This is a genomic window from Trinickia sp. Z7 (genome assembly GCF_056498045.1).
Map to the genome: position 1 here is coordinate 170,049 of NZ_JAUEQW010000004.1, position 15,448 is coordinate 185,496.

Annotated in this window: 16 protein-coding genes, 1 tRNA gene, 1 pseudogene and 1 riboswitch; of the genes and pseudogenes, 12 read left to right on the forward strand and 6 right to left on the reverse strand. The window is 63.9% G+C overall.

All coding sequences use genetic code 11. The features are described from left to right. Window positions 1-39: 39 nt before the first annotated feature. Together nrdR and glyA are read right to left on the reverse strand one after the other, a co-directional pair. Window positions 40-519 (reverse strand): transcriptional regulator NrdR, encoded by a 480-nt coding sequence (gene nrdR / locus QQS38_RS09595; protein WP_479645141.1) that lies wholly within the window; start codon window positions 517-519, stop codon window positions 40-42. Between the two features lie 6 nt (window positions 520-525). Continuing rightward, window positions 526-1,773: a serine hydroxymethyltransferase gene (gene glyA, locus QQS38_RS09600; protein WP_479645142.1), complete on the reverse strand. Its 1,248-nt coding sequence runs from the start codon at window positions 1,771-1,773 to the stop codon at window positions 526-528. 158 nt (window positions 1,774-1,931) lie between these two features. Continuing rightward, window positions 1,932-2,030: riboswitch (ZMP/ZTP riboswitch) on the reverse strand. A gap of 96 nt (window positions 2,031-2,126) precedes the next feature. On the opposite strand from glyA, the gene ybgC reads away from it, so the two are divergent. The 8 genes from ybgC to QQS38_RS09640 all read left to right on the forward strand — a co-directional run bounded on the left by ybgC (window position 2,127) and on the right by QQS38_RS09640 (window position 7,764). Next, window positions 2,127-2,597 carry a tol-pal system-associated acyl-CoA thioesterase gene (ybgC, locus tag QQS38_RS09605; RefSeq protein ID WP_479645143.1) on the forward strand — a complete coding sequence of 157 codons (471 nt, stop codon included), beginning with the start codon at window positions 2,127-2,129 and terminating at the stop codon, window positions 2,595-2,597. Window positions 2,598-2,751: 154 nt separating this feature from the next. Then, window positions 2,752-3,429, forward strand: a complete 678-nt coding sequence (tolQ, locus tag QQS38_RS09610; protein WP_102608820.1) for a protein TolQ — start codon at window positions 2,752-2,754, stop codon at window positions 3,427-3,429. 10 nt (window positions 3,430-3,439) lie between these two features. Next, window positions 3,440-3,889, forward strand: coding sequence for a protein TolR (tolR, locus tag QQS38_RS09615; protein WP_479645144.1), 450 nt, complete (start codon window positions 3,440-3,442; stop codon window positions 3,887-3,889). Further along, complete coding sequence (gene tolA / locus QQS38_RS09620; RefSeq protein WP_479645145.1) at window positions 3,886-4,920, forward strand: cell envelope integrity protein TolA; 1,035 nt, start codon at window positions 3,886-3,888, stop codon at window positions 4,918-4,920. The genes tolR and tolA overlap by 4 nt, the downstream gene beginning before the upstream one ends. 107 nt (window positions 4,921-5,027) lie before the next feature. Beyond that, window positions 5,028-6,320 (forward strand): Tol-Pal system beta propeller repeat protein TolB, encoded by a 1,293-nt coding sequence (gene tolB / locus QQS38_RS09625; RefSeq protein WP_479645146.1) that lies wholly within the window; start codon window positions 5,028-5,030, stop codon window positions 6,318-6,320. A 20-nt stretch (window positions 6,321-6,340) separates the two neighbouring features. After that, window positions 6,341-6,844 carry a peptidoglycan-associated lipoprotein Pal gene (gene pal / locus QQS38_RS09630; RefSeq protein ID WP_479645147.1) on the forward strand — a complete coding sequence of 168 codons (504 nt, stop codon included), beginning with the start codon at window positions 6,341-6,343 and terminating at the stop codon, window positions 6,842-6,844. 22 nt (window positions 6,845-6,866) lie between these two features. Continuing rightward, window positions 6,867-7,616 carry a tol-pal system protein YbgF gene (gene ybgF, locus QQS38_RS09635; protein WP_479645148.1) on the forward strand — a complete coding sequence of 250 codons (750 nt, stop codon included), beginning with the start codon at window positions 6,867-6,869 and terminating at the stop codon, window positions 7,614-7,616. A 72-nt stretch (window positions 7,617-7,688) separates the two neighbouring features. Next, a tRNA-Lys gene (locus tag QQS38_RS09640) sits at window positions 7,689-7,764 on the forward strand. A gap of 92 nt (window positions 7,765-7,856) precedes the next feature. On the opposite strand, the gene QQS38_RS09645 is transcribed toward QQS38_RS09640, so the two are convergent. The 3 genes from QQS38_RS09645 to QQS38_RS09655 all read right to left on the reverse strand — a co-directional run bounded on the left by QQS38_RS09645 (window position 7,857) and on the right by QQS38_RS09655 (window position 9,857). Beyond that, window positions 7,857-8,081: a tyrosine-type recombinase/integrase gene (locus QQS38_RS09645; RefSeq protein ID WP_479645149.1), complete on the reverse strand. Its 225-nt coding sequence runs from the start codon at window positions 8,079-8,081 to the stop codon at window positions 7,857-7,859. A gap of 192 nt (window positions 8,082-8,273) precedes the next feature. Further along, window positions 8,274-8,561, reverse strand: coding sequence for a hypothetical protein (locus QQS38_RS09650; protein WP_479645387.1), 288 nt, complete (start codon window positions 8,559-8,561; stop codon window positions 8,274-8,276). 387 nt (window positions 8,562-8,948) lie between these two features. Continuing rightward, complete coding sequence (locus QQS38_RS09655; protein WP_479645150.1) at window positions 8,949-9,857, reverse strand: LysR substrate-binding domain-containing protein; 909 nt, start codon at window positions 9,855-9,857, stop codon at window positions 8,949-8,951. 182 nt (window positions 9,858-10,039) lie between these two features. Here QQS38_RS09655 and QQS38_RS09660 point away from each other — a divergent pair, with 182 nt between their 5' ends. Further along, the gene (locus QQS38_RS09660; RefSeq protein ID WP_479645151.1) at window positions 10,040-11,275 is read left to right on the forward strand and encodes a multidrug effflux MFS transporter; all 1,236 of its coding nucleotides are present in this window, start codon (window positions 10,040-10,042) and stop codon (window positions 11,273-11,275) included. 155 nt (window positions 11,276-11,430) lie between these two features. On the opposite strand, the gene QQS38_RS09665 is transcribed toward QQS38_RS09660, so the two are convergent. Continuing rightward, complete coding sequence (locus tag QQS38_RS09665) at window positions 11,431-12,132, reverse strand: FadR/GntR family transcriptional regulator (protein ID WP_479645152.1); 702 nt, start codon at window positions 12,130-12,132, stop codon at window positions 11,431-11,433. 141 nt (window positions 12,133-12,273) lie between these two features. On the opposite strand from QQS38_RS09665, the pseudogene QQS38_RS09670 reads away from it, so the two are divergent. The 3 genes and pseudogenes from QQS38_RS09670 to QQS38_RS09680 all read left to right on the forward strand — a co-directional run. After that, window positions 12,274-13,053: pseudogene (locus QQS38_RS09670) on the forward strand ((Fe-S)-binding protein); the annotation flags it as partial. 113 nt (window positions 13,054-13,166) lie between these two features. After that, window positions 13,167-13,895 carry a LutC/YkgG family protein gene (locus tag QQS38_RS09675; RefSeq protein WP_479645372.1) on the forward strand — a complete coding sequence of 243 codons (729 nt, stop codon included), beginning with the start codon at window positions 13,167-13,169 and terminating at the stop codon, window positions 13,893-13,895. Beyond that, window positions 13,892-15,337 (forward strand): LutB/LldF family L-lactate oxidation iron-sulfur protein, encoded by a 1,446-nt coding sequence (locus QQS38_RS09680; protein ID WP_479645153.1) that lies wholly within the window; start codon window positions 13,892-13,894, stop codon window positions 15,335-15,337. Before QQS38_RS09675 ends, QQS38_RS09680 begins: the two co-directional genes overlap by 4 nt. Window positions 15,338-15,448 lie beyond the last annotated feature (111 nt).

Genomic DNA, 15,448 nt, shown 5'->3' on the forward strand with positions numbered 1-15,448 from the left:
CGGACAGCGGGGAACAGCAGGATGAAGCGAGAAGGGAAATCAGCGCTTGCGGGTGGGCTTTTCGGGTTTCGGCCGGCGAAACTCCTCGATCACGTCCTCGAAATCGGACACGTCTTCGAAGCGCCGGTAGACGGAAGCGAAACGCACATAGGCGATCTTGTCCAACTGCAGCAGTTCGTTCATGACGAGTTCGCCAAGCCGTTCGCTGCGCACTTCGCGCTCGCCGCTGCCGAGCAGTTGATACTCGATGCGCGCCACCGCCGCGTCGATCGCCTCGGCGGAAACCGGGCGCTTGCGCAATGCGAGCTGCATGCTCGCGGCAATCTTGCGGCGGTCGAACTCACTGCGGCTGCCGTCCTTCTTGACGACCGCCGGCAGCGTCAGCTCAACCCGCTCGTACGTCGTAAAACGCTTATCGCAGGCTGGGCAGCGGCGGCGCCGCCGAATCGCGGCGCCGTCCTCCGATACGCGCGAGTCGACCACTTGCGTATCTTCGTGCCGGCAGAAGGGGCAGCGCATGGCCGATCAACGATAGACCGGGAACCGCTTCGTCAGCTCGGCCACCTGGGCGCGCACGCGTTCGATCGTAGCGGCGTCTTCCGGATTGTCGAGCACGTCGGCGATCAAGTTGCCCACCTGCTCGGCTTCCTTCGTGCCGAAGCCGCGCGTGGTCATGGCGGGCGAGCCCAGACGAACCCCGCTCGTCACGAACGGCTTTTCCGGGTCGTTCGGAATCGCGTTCTTGTTGACGGTGATGTGCGCCGCGCCGAGCGCCGCCTCGGCCGCCTTGCCGGTGATCTTCTTCGCACGCAGATCGACGAGCATCACGTGGCTTTCCGTGCGCCCCGAGACGATGCGCAGGCCGCGCTTGACGAGCGTTTCAGCCAATACGCGCGCGTTATCCACGACTTGCTGCTGGTAGACCTTGAACTCGGGCGAAGCCGCTTCCTTGAACGCAACGGCCTTGCCGGCGATCACGTGCATGAGCGGGCCGCCTTGAATCCCGGGGAAGATAGCCGAGTTGATCTGCTTCTCGTACTCGGCCTTCATCAGGATCACACCGCCGCGCGGGCCGCGCAGGCTCTTGTGCGTGGTGGTGGTGACGAAATCGGCGTGCGGCACCGGGTTCGGATACACGCCTGCCGCGATGAGGCCGGCGTAGTGCGCCATGTCGACCATCAGGTACGCGCCCACCGACTTCGCGATCTTCGCCAGACGTTCGAAGTCGATGCGCAGCGCGAATGCCGATGCGCCCGCGACGATCAGTTTCGGCTTGTGCTCCTGCGCCAGCTTTTCGGCGGCGTCGTAATCGATGTCTTCCGCTTCGTTCAGCCCGTAGCTCACGACGTTGAACCACTTGCCCGACATATTCACGGGCGAGCCGTGCGTCAAGTGACCGCCTTCGGCCAGGCTCATGCCCATGATCGTGTCGCCGGGCTTGAGCATCGCGAAGAACACGCCCTGGTTCGCCTGCGAGCCCGAATTCGGCTGCACGTTCGCGGCTTCGGCGCCGAACAGCGCCTTCACGCGGTCGATCGCGAGCTGCTCCACCACGTCGACGTACTCGCAGCCGCCGTAATAGCGCTTGCCGGGATAGCCCTCGGCGTATTTGTTGGTGAGCTGCGAGCCTTGCGCGGCCATCACGGCCGGACTCGTGTAATTTTCCGACGCGATGAGCTCGATGTGCTCTTCTTGGCGGTGATTTTCTTGCTGGATGGCGTTCCAGATCTCGGGATCGACGTTGGCGATCGTGCTTTGGGCTCTGTCAAACATACGCGTTCCGTTAAGGGTGTACAGGTTGGCCGAATCGCGCGCGGGACACGTACCGGTCGTACGCTCGCGCTGCTGGCGGTAAGCCAGCCCTGGCGTGGCGGAGGATTCCGTTACGCGGGCAAGGCAACCGCTGGCGGCGCAAACGACGGCGCGCAATATTCGGCTGCCCAGGCGAACGGCAAAACGGCACCCTGCGCTTCACGGTGGGTTGCTCCACCTTGACCCCTAGGGTCTTATCGCCAGTCACGCAGGGATGAGCGCGATAGTGTATTGGAAGCGCCACCAATAGGCAATTGGGGAAGTTTTTACGCAATTTCGAGACCGGGGCGCGCGATCCGGTAAAATGCCGGGCCATGAACCAGCCTACCAGCCATGGCGGCGTGCAATTCACTTTCGACTGGCCGCTACGCGTGTACTACGAAGATACCGACGCAGGCGGCATTGTCTTTTTTGCCAATTACCTGAAGTTTTTCGAGCGCGCTCGCACCGAATGGCTTCGCGCATGCGGCATCGATCAACGCAAGCTGGCCGAGCAGTGCGGCATCGTCTTCGTCGTCAGCGAAACGGCTGTGCAATATCGCTCGCCGGCGCGCCTGGACGACATGCTGACGATCGCGAGCCGCATCGAGCGGCTCGGCAAAGCGAGCGTCGAGTTCGTCCAGGAAGCGCATCGCGCCGGCGGCGTCTTAGCCGTGGGCAAAGTGCGCGTCGGCTGCGTCGATCGTGTCACACTCAAGCCCGTCGCCTTGCCGGATTCGATATCGGCGGCGCTACGAAGCGACCCGCTAGCAGTTGCAGCGGGCATGTCAACGGCAGGCGCTTAATTTCCGTTGAGTCTACGTCCATGAACTTGTATCGTGCCGGTCGATACCAAGCGGGGTGTGGCGTTGAAGCGGCGGCGCTTTCAATTGCCCGACTAAAACCCTATTCGCGCCTTGCAGCGAGCCCTGCCCGTTCCGACGCATAAGCCCATCCTTTATGAACAACGCACAAGACTTATCGATCGTTTCCCTAGTCCTCAATGCGAGCGTGCTCGCGCAAGCGGTGATGGGGCTGCTGCTCTTGCTGTCGCTGATGTCGTGGACGTTCATCTTCCGCAAGTGGTTTGCCATCCGGCGCGCGCGGGCGCAAACTGAACAATTCGAACGCGACTTCTGGTCGGGCGGCGACCTGCAGGCGCTGTATCAAAGCGCGGCGAACAATCGCCACACGATCGGCGGGCTCGAGCGAATCTTCGAGTCGGGCATGCGCGAGTTCTTGAAGGGAAAAGAAAGGCGGATCAACGATCCGGGCGCGATTCTCGATGGCGCGCGCCGCGCGATGCGCGCCGCGTTCCAACGCGAAATGGATGTGCTCGAAGCGAACCTCGCTTTTCTGGCCTCGGTCGGTTCCGTGAGCCCGTACATCGGTTTGTTCGGCACGGTTTGGGGCATCATGAACGCGTTCCGCGGCCTGGCCAACGTGCAGCAGGCGACGCTCGCCAATGTCGCGCCGGGTATCGCGGAAGCGCTGACGGCCACGGCCATCGGCCTGTTCGCGGCGATCCCGGCTGTCGTCGCCTACAACCGTTACGCGCACGACATCGATCGCCTCGCGATCCGCTTCGAAACGTTCATCGAAGAATTCTCGAACATCTTGCAGCGCCAGGCGCATTAAGGAGTACGCGATGGCCGGCTCCACCAATCGTTCCAGCATGCGCGGCGGCCGTTCCCGCCGGGCGATGGCCGACATCAACGTCGTGCCGTATATCGACGTCATGCTGGTGCTGCTCGTCATCTTCATGGTGACGGCGCCGCTCGTCGCGCCTTCGATCGTGAATCTGCCCACGGTCGGCGGCGCCGCGCCCCAGCAGCAAACACCGCCCGTCGTCGTCAACGTTCGCGGCGACGGGAAGATGACCGTTCGCTACAAAGACGACGCGGGCGGCTCGCAAGAGCAACAGATGACGCGCGCCGATCTGGCCGCCTTCGTGACCGAACGCGAGGCCTCGCACCCGGACCAACCCGTCGTGATCGCCGCCGATAAGACCGTGCAATACGAAGCGGTCATGAACGTGATGTCCGACTTGAAGGCGCGCGGCGTCAAGCGCGTGGGCCTGCTCGTCAAACCGCAATGAACCGCAAGCAGTCCGTCTACCCGCTGCAACCGCCTCGCGAGCGCGGCACTTGGCGCGCGTTCGCGCTTGCGCTCGTCATGCACGTGTTGCTGGGCCTGTTCCTCTATCACGGCATCCATTGGCAGAACAGCACGCCCGCGGGCGCGGAAGCCGAGATCTGGACGGACATTCCGCCCACGCCCACGCCTACGCAGCCCCCTGCCCCGCCCGCCCCGCCCGTGCGTGTGCAACCTGCGCCGCCCGTCGATCAAGAGCAGGCGGACATCGCGCTGCAGGAGAAGAAACGCAAGGAGCAGGAAGCTGCGCAGCGGGCCGCGCAGCTCGCGGAACAACAGCGTCAGAAGGCGCTGCAAGAGCAACAAGAGCAGGCCAAGCGCCAGGAAGCGCAGGCGCGCGAACAAGCGGTGCGTCTCGCCGCGCAAAAGGCCGCTGCCGACAAGCTCAAGCAGCAGCAGGCGCAAGCTCAGAAACAGCGAGAGCAGCAACAGGCGGAGCAACAGAAGCAAGCGCAACTGAAGCAACAGCAGCTCGAAGCCCAACAAAAGGCGGAAGCGGAAAAGAAGGCGGAAGCGGAAAAAGCCGCCGAGGAAAAGGCCGCCAAGGCGAAGGCGCTCGCGCAGCAGCAAGCCAAGCAGAAGCAGCAGCTCGAACAGGAGCGGCGCGCGCGGCTTTCGCAATTGCAAGGCATGGCGGGTCAAAGTGAAGGCGGCAACGGCCTTGCGAAAAGCGGCACGGGCAGCGGCTCGGGCGGGACGTCGGCCTCGCCCGGCTACGCCGACAAAGTGCGCAGGCGCGTCAAGCCCAATATCATTTGGGCCGGTGCGACCGAAGGGCTCGAAACCGTCGTTTCCGTGCATTGCGCGCCCGATGGCCAATTGCTGTCCGTTTCGATCCAAAAGAGCAGCGGCAATCCTCAGTGGGATGCGGCGGCGGCCAATGCCGTGAACGCGTCGAACCCGATGCCCCTCGACATCAACGGGAAAGCGCCGGCCTCGTTCTTGATCACGTTGCGGCCGGCCGGCTCGAGCTGAGGGACAGACGTGAGAGACGCCGTGCACTACGCATTGTCAGGAACGATTCCTGCATCCCGTAGTCTCTTTGCTGTCGTGCCATTTTTTCGCTTTATGGGATTTTCAGCATGAGTTTGATGACGAAACTAGGCTTGAGGACATTGCTGGCGTCGTGCCTGATTGCGTCGGCCAGTGCCGCGCATGCGCAGTTGAACGTGCTCGTGACGGGCGTCGGCTCCACACAGTACCCAATCGCAACGGCCAATTTCGCAGGGGAATCGAGCGCTCAGACATCGATCAGCGAGATCGTTCGCCAAGACTTGCAGCGTAGCGGCAAGTTCACGAACATCGACGCAGGCTCCGCCCCCGTCTCGGAAAACGACTCCGTCGATCTGGGCGCATGGAAAGCGAAAGGCGCCAACGCGTTCGTGGCCGGCAGCGTGACGCGCGCCGCCAACGGCCAATACGACGTGCGATTCCGCCTTTACGATACGGTGAAGGGGCAAAGCCTGGGCGGCTTGTCGTTTACGACGCCTCAAGACAGCTTGCGGCTCACGGCACACAAGATCTCCGACTACATCTATCAAAAACTGCTCGGCACCCGGGGCGTGTTCGCGACGCGGCTGTCGTACGTGATCAAGGTCGGCAGCCGGTATCAACTGCAAATTTCCGATTCGGACGGCCAAGACGCGCACGTCGCCCTGTCCAGCCCCGAGCCGATCATCTCGCCGGCCTGGTCGCCCGACGGCACGAAGGTGGCCTACGTCTCGTTCGAGAAACGCAAGCCCATCGTCTACATTCACGACTTGCCCACGGGCCGCCGCGTCGTCGTCTCCGATCAGAAGGGCAACAACAGCGCGCCCGCGTGGTCACCCGATGGCCGCACCGTGGCCGTTGCGCTCTCGCGCACGGGCAACACCCAGATTTGGGCCGTCAACGCCAACGGCGGCGGCCTGCACCGCCTGTCGCAGAGCACGTCGATCGATACGGAGCCGTTCTACTCTCCCGACGGCCAGTGGATCTATTTCACGAGCGATCGCGGCGGCCAGCCGCAGATCTACAAGATGCCGGCCGCGGGCGAAAGCGCGGGCGCCGCGCAGCGCGTGACCTTCACCGGCAGCTATAACACGAGCCCGCGCGTGAGCCCGGACGGCAAGGAACTCGCCTATATCTCGCGCGTCGGCGGAGCGTTCAAGCTTTATGTCCAGGACCTCCAGACCGGCGTCGCAACGGCCCTGACGGACACCGTCCATGACGAATCGCCGAGTTTCGCGGCGAACGGTCAGTACATTCTTTACGCCACTCAGGTGAACGGCCGTGGCGTCTTGGCTGCGGTTTCGACCGACGGTCGGACTCGGCAAATCCTGTCCGTTCAGGGCGGCAGCGTGCGCGAGCCGTCTTGGGGTCCTTTTATGCAATGACACACAAGGAGAGTAAAAAAATGATGTCCAAACTTCGTTTCGCGTTTGCGGTAATGTTGGTCGGCGCGCTGGCGGCCTGCCATTCGGGCACGAAGCTCAACGAGAACCCCTCGCAGGGTGCGGTCGGCACGCAGCCGAACCCGAACGCAGTCGCGCCGGTGACGGTCGACGAGCTGAACAATCCGAACAGCCCGCTGGCCAAGCGCAGTGTGTATTTCGACTTCGACAGCTACTCGGTCAAGCCGGAATATCAATCGCTGTTGCAATCGCACGCGGCTTACCTGAAGAGCCATCCGCAACGCCACGTTCTGATCCAAGGCAATACCGACGAGCGCGGTACGAGCGAGTACAACCTCGCGCTGGGCCAAAAGCGTGCGGAAGCGGTCAAGCAAGGCCTGGAGACCCTGGGCGTGCAGGATTCGCAAATCGAAGCCGTTAGCCTGGGCAAAGAAAAGCCGTTGGCGACGGGTCACGACGAAGCTTCGTGGGCGCAAAACCGCCGCGCGGATATCGTCTATCAGTAATTCGTAACGGGTGACAACGCGTATGACGCACCGTTTCTCCTGGCTGCGAGGCACCGCAGCCGTATGCGTGGCCGCCTCGGCGCTTGTCGCCGGGCCGGCGCACGCGGGCCTGTTCGACGACGACCAGGCGCGCCAGGCCATTCTCGACCTGCGCGCAAAGACCGACAACCTCACGAGCCAACTGGCCGCCGCGCAGCGCACGCTGCTCGATCAGCAGGGGCGCATCGATCAGCTGAACCAGCAGATCGCGACGGTGCGCGGGCAGAACGAGGATTTGACGAACCAGGTCGCCACGCTGCAGAAGCAACAGAAGGACTACTACACCGATCTGGATACGCGGCTCAAGAAGTTCGAGCCGCAGCAACAGACGGTGGACGGCGTCCAAGGCGCGGTGCAGCCCGGTGAAACGGAGGCGTTCAACGCGGCGTCGCAGCAGTTTCGCAGCGGCGATTACAAAGGGGCCGCGGCGGCATTTCGCGATTTCGTCGCGAAGTACCCGCAAAGTCCCTACCAGCCGACGGCGCAGTACTGGCTCGGCAACGCGCTGTATGCCCTGCGCGACTACAAGGGATCGACGACGGTTTGGCAGGGCATCGTAAAGAACTACCCGCAGCACCCGCGCGCCCCCGAAGCGCTGCTCGCGATCGCGAACAACCAATTGGAGCAAGGCCAGAAGGCGGCGGCTCGCAAGACGTTGCAGCAGATCGTTTCGCAGTACCCGGGATCGGACGTGGCGCAGAGCGCCCAGCAAAAGCTGGCGCAGGTTAAGTAAGCAGCAAAGCGAGGTGCGCGGGCGGCACGGTGTTGACGATGCCTGTCTCCCACGCTACAATCTCGCCTCTTCGGGTCGTTAGCTCAGCTGGTAGAGCAGCGGACTTTTAATCCGTTGGTCACTGGTTCGAATCCAGTACGGCCTACCAAGAAATTCAAGGGCTTACACGCGCGAGCGTCGTAAGCCCTTTGTCTTTTGTGTAATTCCTGTGTAATCGTGCCGAGCAAACGGCGCCGATCGTCACGCCAACCTTAGCCGGGTCTGCAAGGTGTCCATCGCGGCCTGGATATGCTCTCCGTTCTGGTGAGCGTACCGCTCCACCATCGCCAATGTCTTGTGCCCGCTAATGCGCTTCACGGTAGGTAGATCGATTCCTGCCTGGACCAAGTGGGTGATCGCCTGATGGCCCCCAGGCGATTGGGCAAGAGCGCCCACGGCGCTGCCAATAGGTCCGCTGTTCCGCATTGCATACAGCCTCCTTTGCGATGGCACCCGCGCCGAGAAAAGCTCAAACGGAATTTCTCCGGCGGCACGCCTCCGACTAAACTTCTCAATGCCGCCGGGCCAGACGCTCAAAAAAAGTAATCGGCAAAGTCACAGATGTCCACTACAAGCAATAAATCGAATCGCAAAACTGCACGGGGCAGCATGAACGACTCAAGACATGACATCGAGATCCCGGGATTTCGGGCCTACACCTTTGGTCCCGACGGTGGCTGTCTGGCGGGGAGCGGCACGCTGACAAGCAGCAACCTCTCCTTTCGCGCGCGTATATTCTGCATTCCCGTGGCGATGTTTCGCAGATCCTGGATAGACAGGTTGGTATTCATTGTCAGGCCCAACAAAACGCCAACGTTCAAAGTCGGGCGATTCTACACAGAAATCCTCGGAATAGCGCCGCAAATAGGCCAGTTCCCGCTCGTAATACGGAAGCAACTCTTCCATCTATCTCTCAGATTCTTTGTTATCTAGTGCCTGGCGCAGCGCGGCGGCGCCAGTGCATTTATTCTGTCACAGCCTCTCGAGCTAGCGCCGCGCGACCCAGTGTTGCGGCGTCGACGGCTGCACGATGGGGCCGAACTTGCCCGACTCTTCGCCGGAGCGCACGACGAGCAGTGCCTGGATAGCGAAGCGCGGCATGCTAACCGATCGCGCGTTCGCCTTCAGTGTCACCGAAGCCCTCCACACAACCATCCTGCGCCGCACGATCGCAGCGAAAATACGTTGGTTTGGCCTTCGTTTGTCTAATAAGCGGGGCTCAGTATAGGAGAGAACAGGCGCCGTCAATCCCCAGCGGCCCAAAATCAGACGCTTTGAATGCCGCACGCCAACTCAAACCTCGGCCGTCACCGCACGCTCTTCGACCTCCTCCAGCGCCCGCATGAAATGCCGCACGCCCGCCGTCTGCGCGCGCGCGCGCCACAACACGTGAATCTCGACGAGCAGCGGCAACCAGTCCATCGGCCTGAAGACCACGCCAGGCGGCCTCATACGCTGCATGCTCGACTGCATGACCGCCAGGCCGAGCCCGGCGCTCACGAGCCCGAGCGTCGTCGATACGTGCGCGACTTCGAATTGAATATCCGGCGCGAAACCGCAAGCCGCGCACGCCGCCAAAAATCGCTCGCGCGCCGCGGGATTGATCGACTTGGGCAGCGCAATCCAAGGCATGCCGTCGAGATCGCTCGGCGCGATGGTCGGGCGCGCGGCAAGCGGGTGATCGTCCGCCAGCGCCAGGACGAACGGCTCGCTCGTCAACAAGCGGCTCTGCAGCGATTCGTTCGGCTTGGGAAGGTTGTAGACCAACGCGACGTCGATCATCGAGCGCTCGAGCGCATCGATCTGCTCCCCGGAGCGCATCGCCGACAATTTCAGCTTGACCCGCGGATGCGTCGCCCGAAACCGGCGCAACGCCGCAGGCAGGCGGCCGTTGTGGATGACGCCCTCGCAATATCCGATCGAGACCGAACACGCCTCGCCCTTGCCGACCTGCCGCGCCCGCTCCTCGATACGCTCAGCCTGGCTCAACAGATCGCGCGCCTGCTCGAGAAAATCGCGCCCAGCGGGCGTCAGGCGCACGCGCTGTTTGATTCGCTCGAACAATTGCAGCCCCAACTGCTCTTCCAACTGCCGAATCTGCCGCGAAAGCGGCGACTGCGAGATGTGCAGCCGCTCCGCCGCGCGCGCCACATGCTCGGTTTCCGCCACTGCCACGAAGTACCGCAGTTGCTGCAGCTCCATCGTTATGTCCTTTTCAGCAACATCTCTGATCAATTAAGTCTTGGACGGCATTATATCCGGCCGCTAAGCTTTCGCCTGACATCGTCGCATCCGATCCCTGGGCAGATCGCCTTCATTCAAATGGCGCATCTCTCTCCCCCGATCACCCCGGGGACCGCAGAAAGCAGAAAAGGAATCCATCGATGAACCAACCACGCTTTGCCATTCCGCATGGCATCTTGCTCGTGACGCTGGTCTTGCTCAGCGCGAGCGGGCTGCTCGCCTCCGACATCAATCTCCCCGGCATGCCGCTCGCCGCACAGGCGTTCGGCACACCCATCTCGGCGCTACAGCGCACGTTCAGCGTCTACGTCGTCGGGCTCGCGCTCGCACAAGCGGTGTACGGCCCGCTGTCCGACGCCTATGGCCGGCGCCGTCTCGTGATCGGCGGGATGGTCCTCTATACGGTCGCCTCGGTCGCGTGCTCGCTCGCACCGAACGTGACGGCGTTCGGCCTCGCGCGCATCGTCCAGGCTTTCGGCGCGGGCGCCGGCATGGTCATCGGGCGCGCGATCGTCAGCGACATCTTCGACGCGAAGACCGCCGCGCGCACGTTCACGACCATCATGCCGATCGTCGGCGCTTCGCCCGCGCTCTCCCCGCTCGTCGGGGGCTATATCACGACCTATGTTTCGTGGCGCGCGCCGTTCCTATTCACGGCCGCACTGGGCGTGCTCGCCGTCGTGCTGTTGGCCGTCCATATTCCCGAAACGGTGCCCAAGTCCAATCGCCACAACGATGTCATGCGCACCTTCCGCAGCTATCCGATGCTGCTCGGCCAGCCGCGCTTTTGGTCGTATGCGCTCAATTTGTGCGTGGGCTATGCCGCCTATCTCGGCTACCTCGCCGCCTCGCCCGTCATCCTCGTCAGCATGGGCCTATCGACGAAGGCCATCAGCTACTGTTACCTGACACTGTCGGCCACCTATATTTTTGGGAATCTGACTTCGCGTCATTTCGCAAGAACCCACGGCATCGATCGCTTGCTCGGCTTCGGCTTCGCTATCCTCGCCGCAGGCGCGGCGTGCTTGCTCGCGGCCGGCTGGTTCGGCGGAATGACGCCCCTGCCCATGATTCTCGCGATATCGGTCGTCACGCTCGCCAATGGATTCATCGTGCCCTTGTCGTTCGCGGGCGGCGTCACGAGCTTCCCCGACAACGCCGGCGCCGCATCGGGCCTGATGGGCGCGATGCACCTGATGGCGGGTTCGCTCGCGATCTATCTGATCGCCGCGATGCCGGGCACCGTGTCGGCGCTCGCCGGGTTCGTCACCGCCGTTGCCGCGATCGGCTGCGTGGCGTTCCCCCTGCTTCTGCGCTGGTCCAAGCTGCCGCGCACCGCCGCATCGGTTGCGCGCGCCCCAAAGCCAACCGCCTGAGCGCCGCACTTGGATTGCGTTGTTTCGCTTGAAGATGCCCGGCCTCGTTGCCGGGCATGTTCTCATCTGGAGAATCGACGGCGGCCTTGCCTGAAATCGGCCCGTGGTTGGACCAATCTCTCTGGAGGCGGAAGTCGTTGCGTTGGCGTTACGCCTCACTTCTTGCTGCGCACGAAGTCGATATGCGTTTGCATTGCCGTGCGCGCTTCTTCGGGCCGGCGGGCGCAAATCGCCTCGCACAGCATGCGATGCTGCTGCAGCAACATCTCCGATGCGCTCTCCTCCTGCTCGCGCAGCCCCGTGCCGTTGGCCGTGATGTGCTCGCGCAGCACGCCGAGGACGCCCGCATGCAGATGCAAGAACATCGCGTTGTGCGACGCCTTCGCAATCGCTTCGTGCAGCTTGGCGTCGGCCTGCGCCTCGGCCGCCTTGTCGTCGGCGCGCCGCGCCTGCTCGAGCGTGCGCATCAGCCCGGTGATCGCTCTGATTTCTTCTTTCGTCGCCCGCATCGCGGCAAAGTAAGCCGTCGCGCCTTCGAGCACGCGGCGAAATTCGAGGATGTCCTCGCGCAGGGCCGGATGGTCGCTCACGAGTTCGCCCCAGGGCGACGCCACGCTCGTGCGTAAGCGGTCCGTCACGTAAACCCCCGCGCCGCGCCGGCTTTGCAGCAGGTCCCGCGCCGCCAGCCGTTGGATCGCTTCGCGAATGGTGTTGCGGGACACCGCATACCGTTCGGCAAGCGCGCGCTCGGCAGGCAGGCGCGTCCCCGCCGGCCAGGTGCCGTCGAGCAAAGCCGTTTCGAGCTTGCGCATCGTCGCTTGCACGCGCGAAGAACGCACGGCTCCGATCTGTCCCATCTTCGTCCTCGCATCATCGAACTGCCGCAGCGGCGCCGCCGATTGGTCCAACCAATTTGCACCCGCCCGCGGTTGCGGCAATTATGCGCCCAGATCGCCATCGCCGCGTCCGCCGCACTTCGAATGGCACAGGAGAGAGACATGCAGCAACGGCATTACCCCACGCGCCGGCCCACCGACGTCTATCTTTTCGCCACCTGTTTGGTCGATCTGTTCGTGCCGCAAGCCGGGCTCGATGCGGTGCGCCTGCTCGAGCGCGAAGGGCTCGTCGTCCATTTTCCCCGGGCGCAAAGCTGCTGCGGCCAACCCGCATACAGCAGCGGCAATCCCGAGCAAGCGCGCGCCGTGGCACGGGCGCAACTGGACATGTTCAGCGAACCCTGGCCGATCGTCGTGCCGTCGGGCTCGTGCGCGGGCATGATGCGCCATCATTGGGCGCCCTTGTTCGCCGAGCATCCGGCCGAAGAGGCGAAAGCCCGGCAATTGGCCGAGCGCGTTTTCGAACTCACCGAATTTCTCGTTCATGTGCTCGACGTGGACTATGGCGACGAAGCCATGGCCGCACCGCTTGGCGACGAACGCGTGGTGCTGCATACGTCGTGCGCGGCGCGCCGTGAAATGGGCACGCGTGCGCATGGTGTGGCGCTCGTCGATACCTTGCCGGGCGTGACGCGCGTCGAGCACGAACGCGAATCGGAATGCTGCGGCTTCGGCGGCACGTTCTCGCTCAAACATCCGGATATTTCGGGCGCCATGGTGCGCGACAAGGTCGCCTCGGCCTGTGCGACAGGATGCGAGCGGCTCGTGTCGGCCGACTGCGGCTGTCTGCTCAACATCGGCCATGCGGCCGAACACGAGGGCGCGCCGCTCGCCGTCGAGCATTTGGCGAGTTTTCTGTGGCGGCGCACCGGCGGCGACGCACGGGCCGTACGCAGCCCCGCCGCCGCGCCTCGGCCCGCGCGTTCCCGCGCTGGGCAAACGCTGGCGGCGACGCCGTCCGATGAGGCCCAGCGCAAGCTGGAGCGTCAATCATGATCGGCGCACGCGAGCGTATTCTCGGGCGGCTTCGCGCGGCCCAGCCGACGCAGCCGACACCTCCGAGTGTTGCCGGAACCCAGTTGGATGGCCGTATCGACGCGCACTACAGTCAATGGGGCGCGTTGCTCGGGGCTACCCGTGCGGCCCGCATCGATGCTTTCGAGGCCGCCCTCACGGCCGCGCACGCAGACGTGTGGCGCGCAAGCGCGGCGACCTGGCAGGCGCAACTCGCCCAGCGCATCGCGCAAGCCGGCGTGCGGCGCTTGCTGTTGGATACGGACCGACCCGAAGGCGCGGCGCTCGCAGCCGCGTTGCCCGCGACCGTCGAGCCGCTCGCGTTCGCGAAGCCGCTCGAACAGTGGAAGGCCGAACTCTTCGATACGGTCGAAGCCGGCTTCACGGTCGCGCGCTCGGGCATCGCCGCGACGGGAACGATCGTCCTGTGCCCGGACCGCGGCTCGCCTCGCACGATGTCGCTCGCCCCGCCGCTGCACATCGCCCTCGTCCATGCCGACACGCTGCACCGCGACTTGCATGAAGCTGCGCATACGGAACGCTGGCGCGAAGGAATGCCGACGAACCTCGTGCTCGTCTCCGGCCCGTCGAAAACGTCGGACATTCAACAAACGCTAGCTTACGGCGCACACGGTCCCCGCGCGCTATGGGTCGTCATCGTCACCGACGAAGACGGCACGGATCACGCGCAACGAGAGGAAGATCGATGAGCACTCAAGCGCTTCATTTCGTCCCGCCCGGCGACTTCAAGGCACGCGCGCGCGCGGCGCTCGACGATCCCCAGTTACGCGCCAGCTTTCGCGGCGCGATGGATTTCTTGCAAGCGAAACGCGCCGTTCAGTTTCCCGATGCCGACGAGCTCGAAGCGCTGCGCGATTTGGGCGAAGCCATTCGTCAACACGCGCTCGCACGCCTGCCCGAGTTGCTGCAGACGCTCGAGACCGCGCTCGTCGCGCGCGGCGTGCGCGTGCATTGGGCGGAGACGCCGGCCGAGGCGAATGCGATCATCCTCGACATCGCACGGGCTCATCGCGCCAAACGCATCATCAAAGGCAAATCGATGGCGAGCGAGGAGATCGAACTCAACGATTACCTTGCAGAACACGGCGTGACCTGCACCGAGTCCGATCTGGGCGAATTCATCGTTCAGTTGGCCGACGAGAAGCCATCGCACATCGTCATGCCCGCGATTCACAAAACCAAGGCCGATATCGCCCGCTTGTTCGAGGCGAAGATCGCCGATGCGGCCTACACCGAGGACGTCGATGCATTGCTGCAGACGGGCCGGCGCGCGCTGCGCCATGCCTTCGTCGATGCCGACATCGGACTGTCGGGCGTGAATTTCGCGGCGGCCGATACAGGAACGCTCTGGCTCGTGGAGAACGAAGGCAACGGGCGGCTATCCACCACCGTGCCCGACGTGCATATCGCGGTGATGGGCATCGAGAAAGTCGTGGAGAAGCTCGAACACATCGTGCCGCTCGCGAGTCTGCTCACGCGCTCCGCTACGGGACAGGCCATCACCACCTACTTCAACCTGATCTCGGGGCCGCGCCGCGAAGGCGAACGTGACGGGCCACGCGAGATGCATCTCGTCCTGCTCGACAACGGCCGCACCCAGGCCTATGCCGACGAGCAATTGCGTGCGACGTTGCAATGCATCCGCTGCGGCGCGTGCATGAACCACTGCCCGGTGTATACGCGCATCGGCGGACATGCTTACGGCACGACCTATCCCGGCCCCATCGGCAAGATCATCTCGCCGCATTTGCTCGGGCTCGAGGCGACGGCGGATTTGCCGACCGCATCGTCGCTGTGCGGCGCCTGCGGCGAGGTCTGCCCCGTGCGCATTCCGATTCCGCAATTGCTGGTGCGGCTGCGCACGGAAGCGAATCGCGCACCGACCGAAGCCGTATCGCACCCGCTGCGCGGCCAAGGCGCGAACTACAGCCAGCGCGAGCAAATCGTCTGGCGCTTTTGGCGCGGTGCGTTCGCGCACCCGCGCGTCTATCGATTGTTCCGCTGGGCGGCAACGCGCCTATCCGCCTTCACGCCGCGGCGGCAGATGGGATGGACGCAGCACCGCACGCCGCTCAAACCCGCGCCGCGCAGCCTCGCCGATTTGCTGCGCAGCCGCGGCCAACCCGAATAACGCGACCGACGCGAACGCGCCCGCACTCCCCGTTCGACGCTCGACGCTTGCCGTCGAGCAGGGGGCTGCCTGTCCTGCGCGCTCGCCGACGGCGCTCCCGCTTTTTTATGC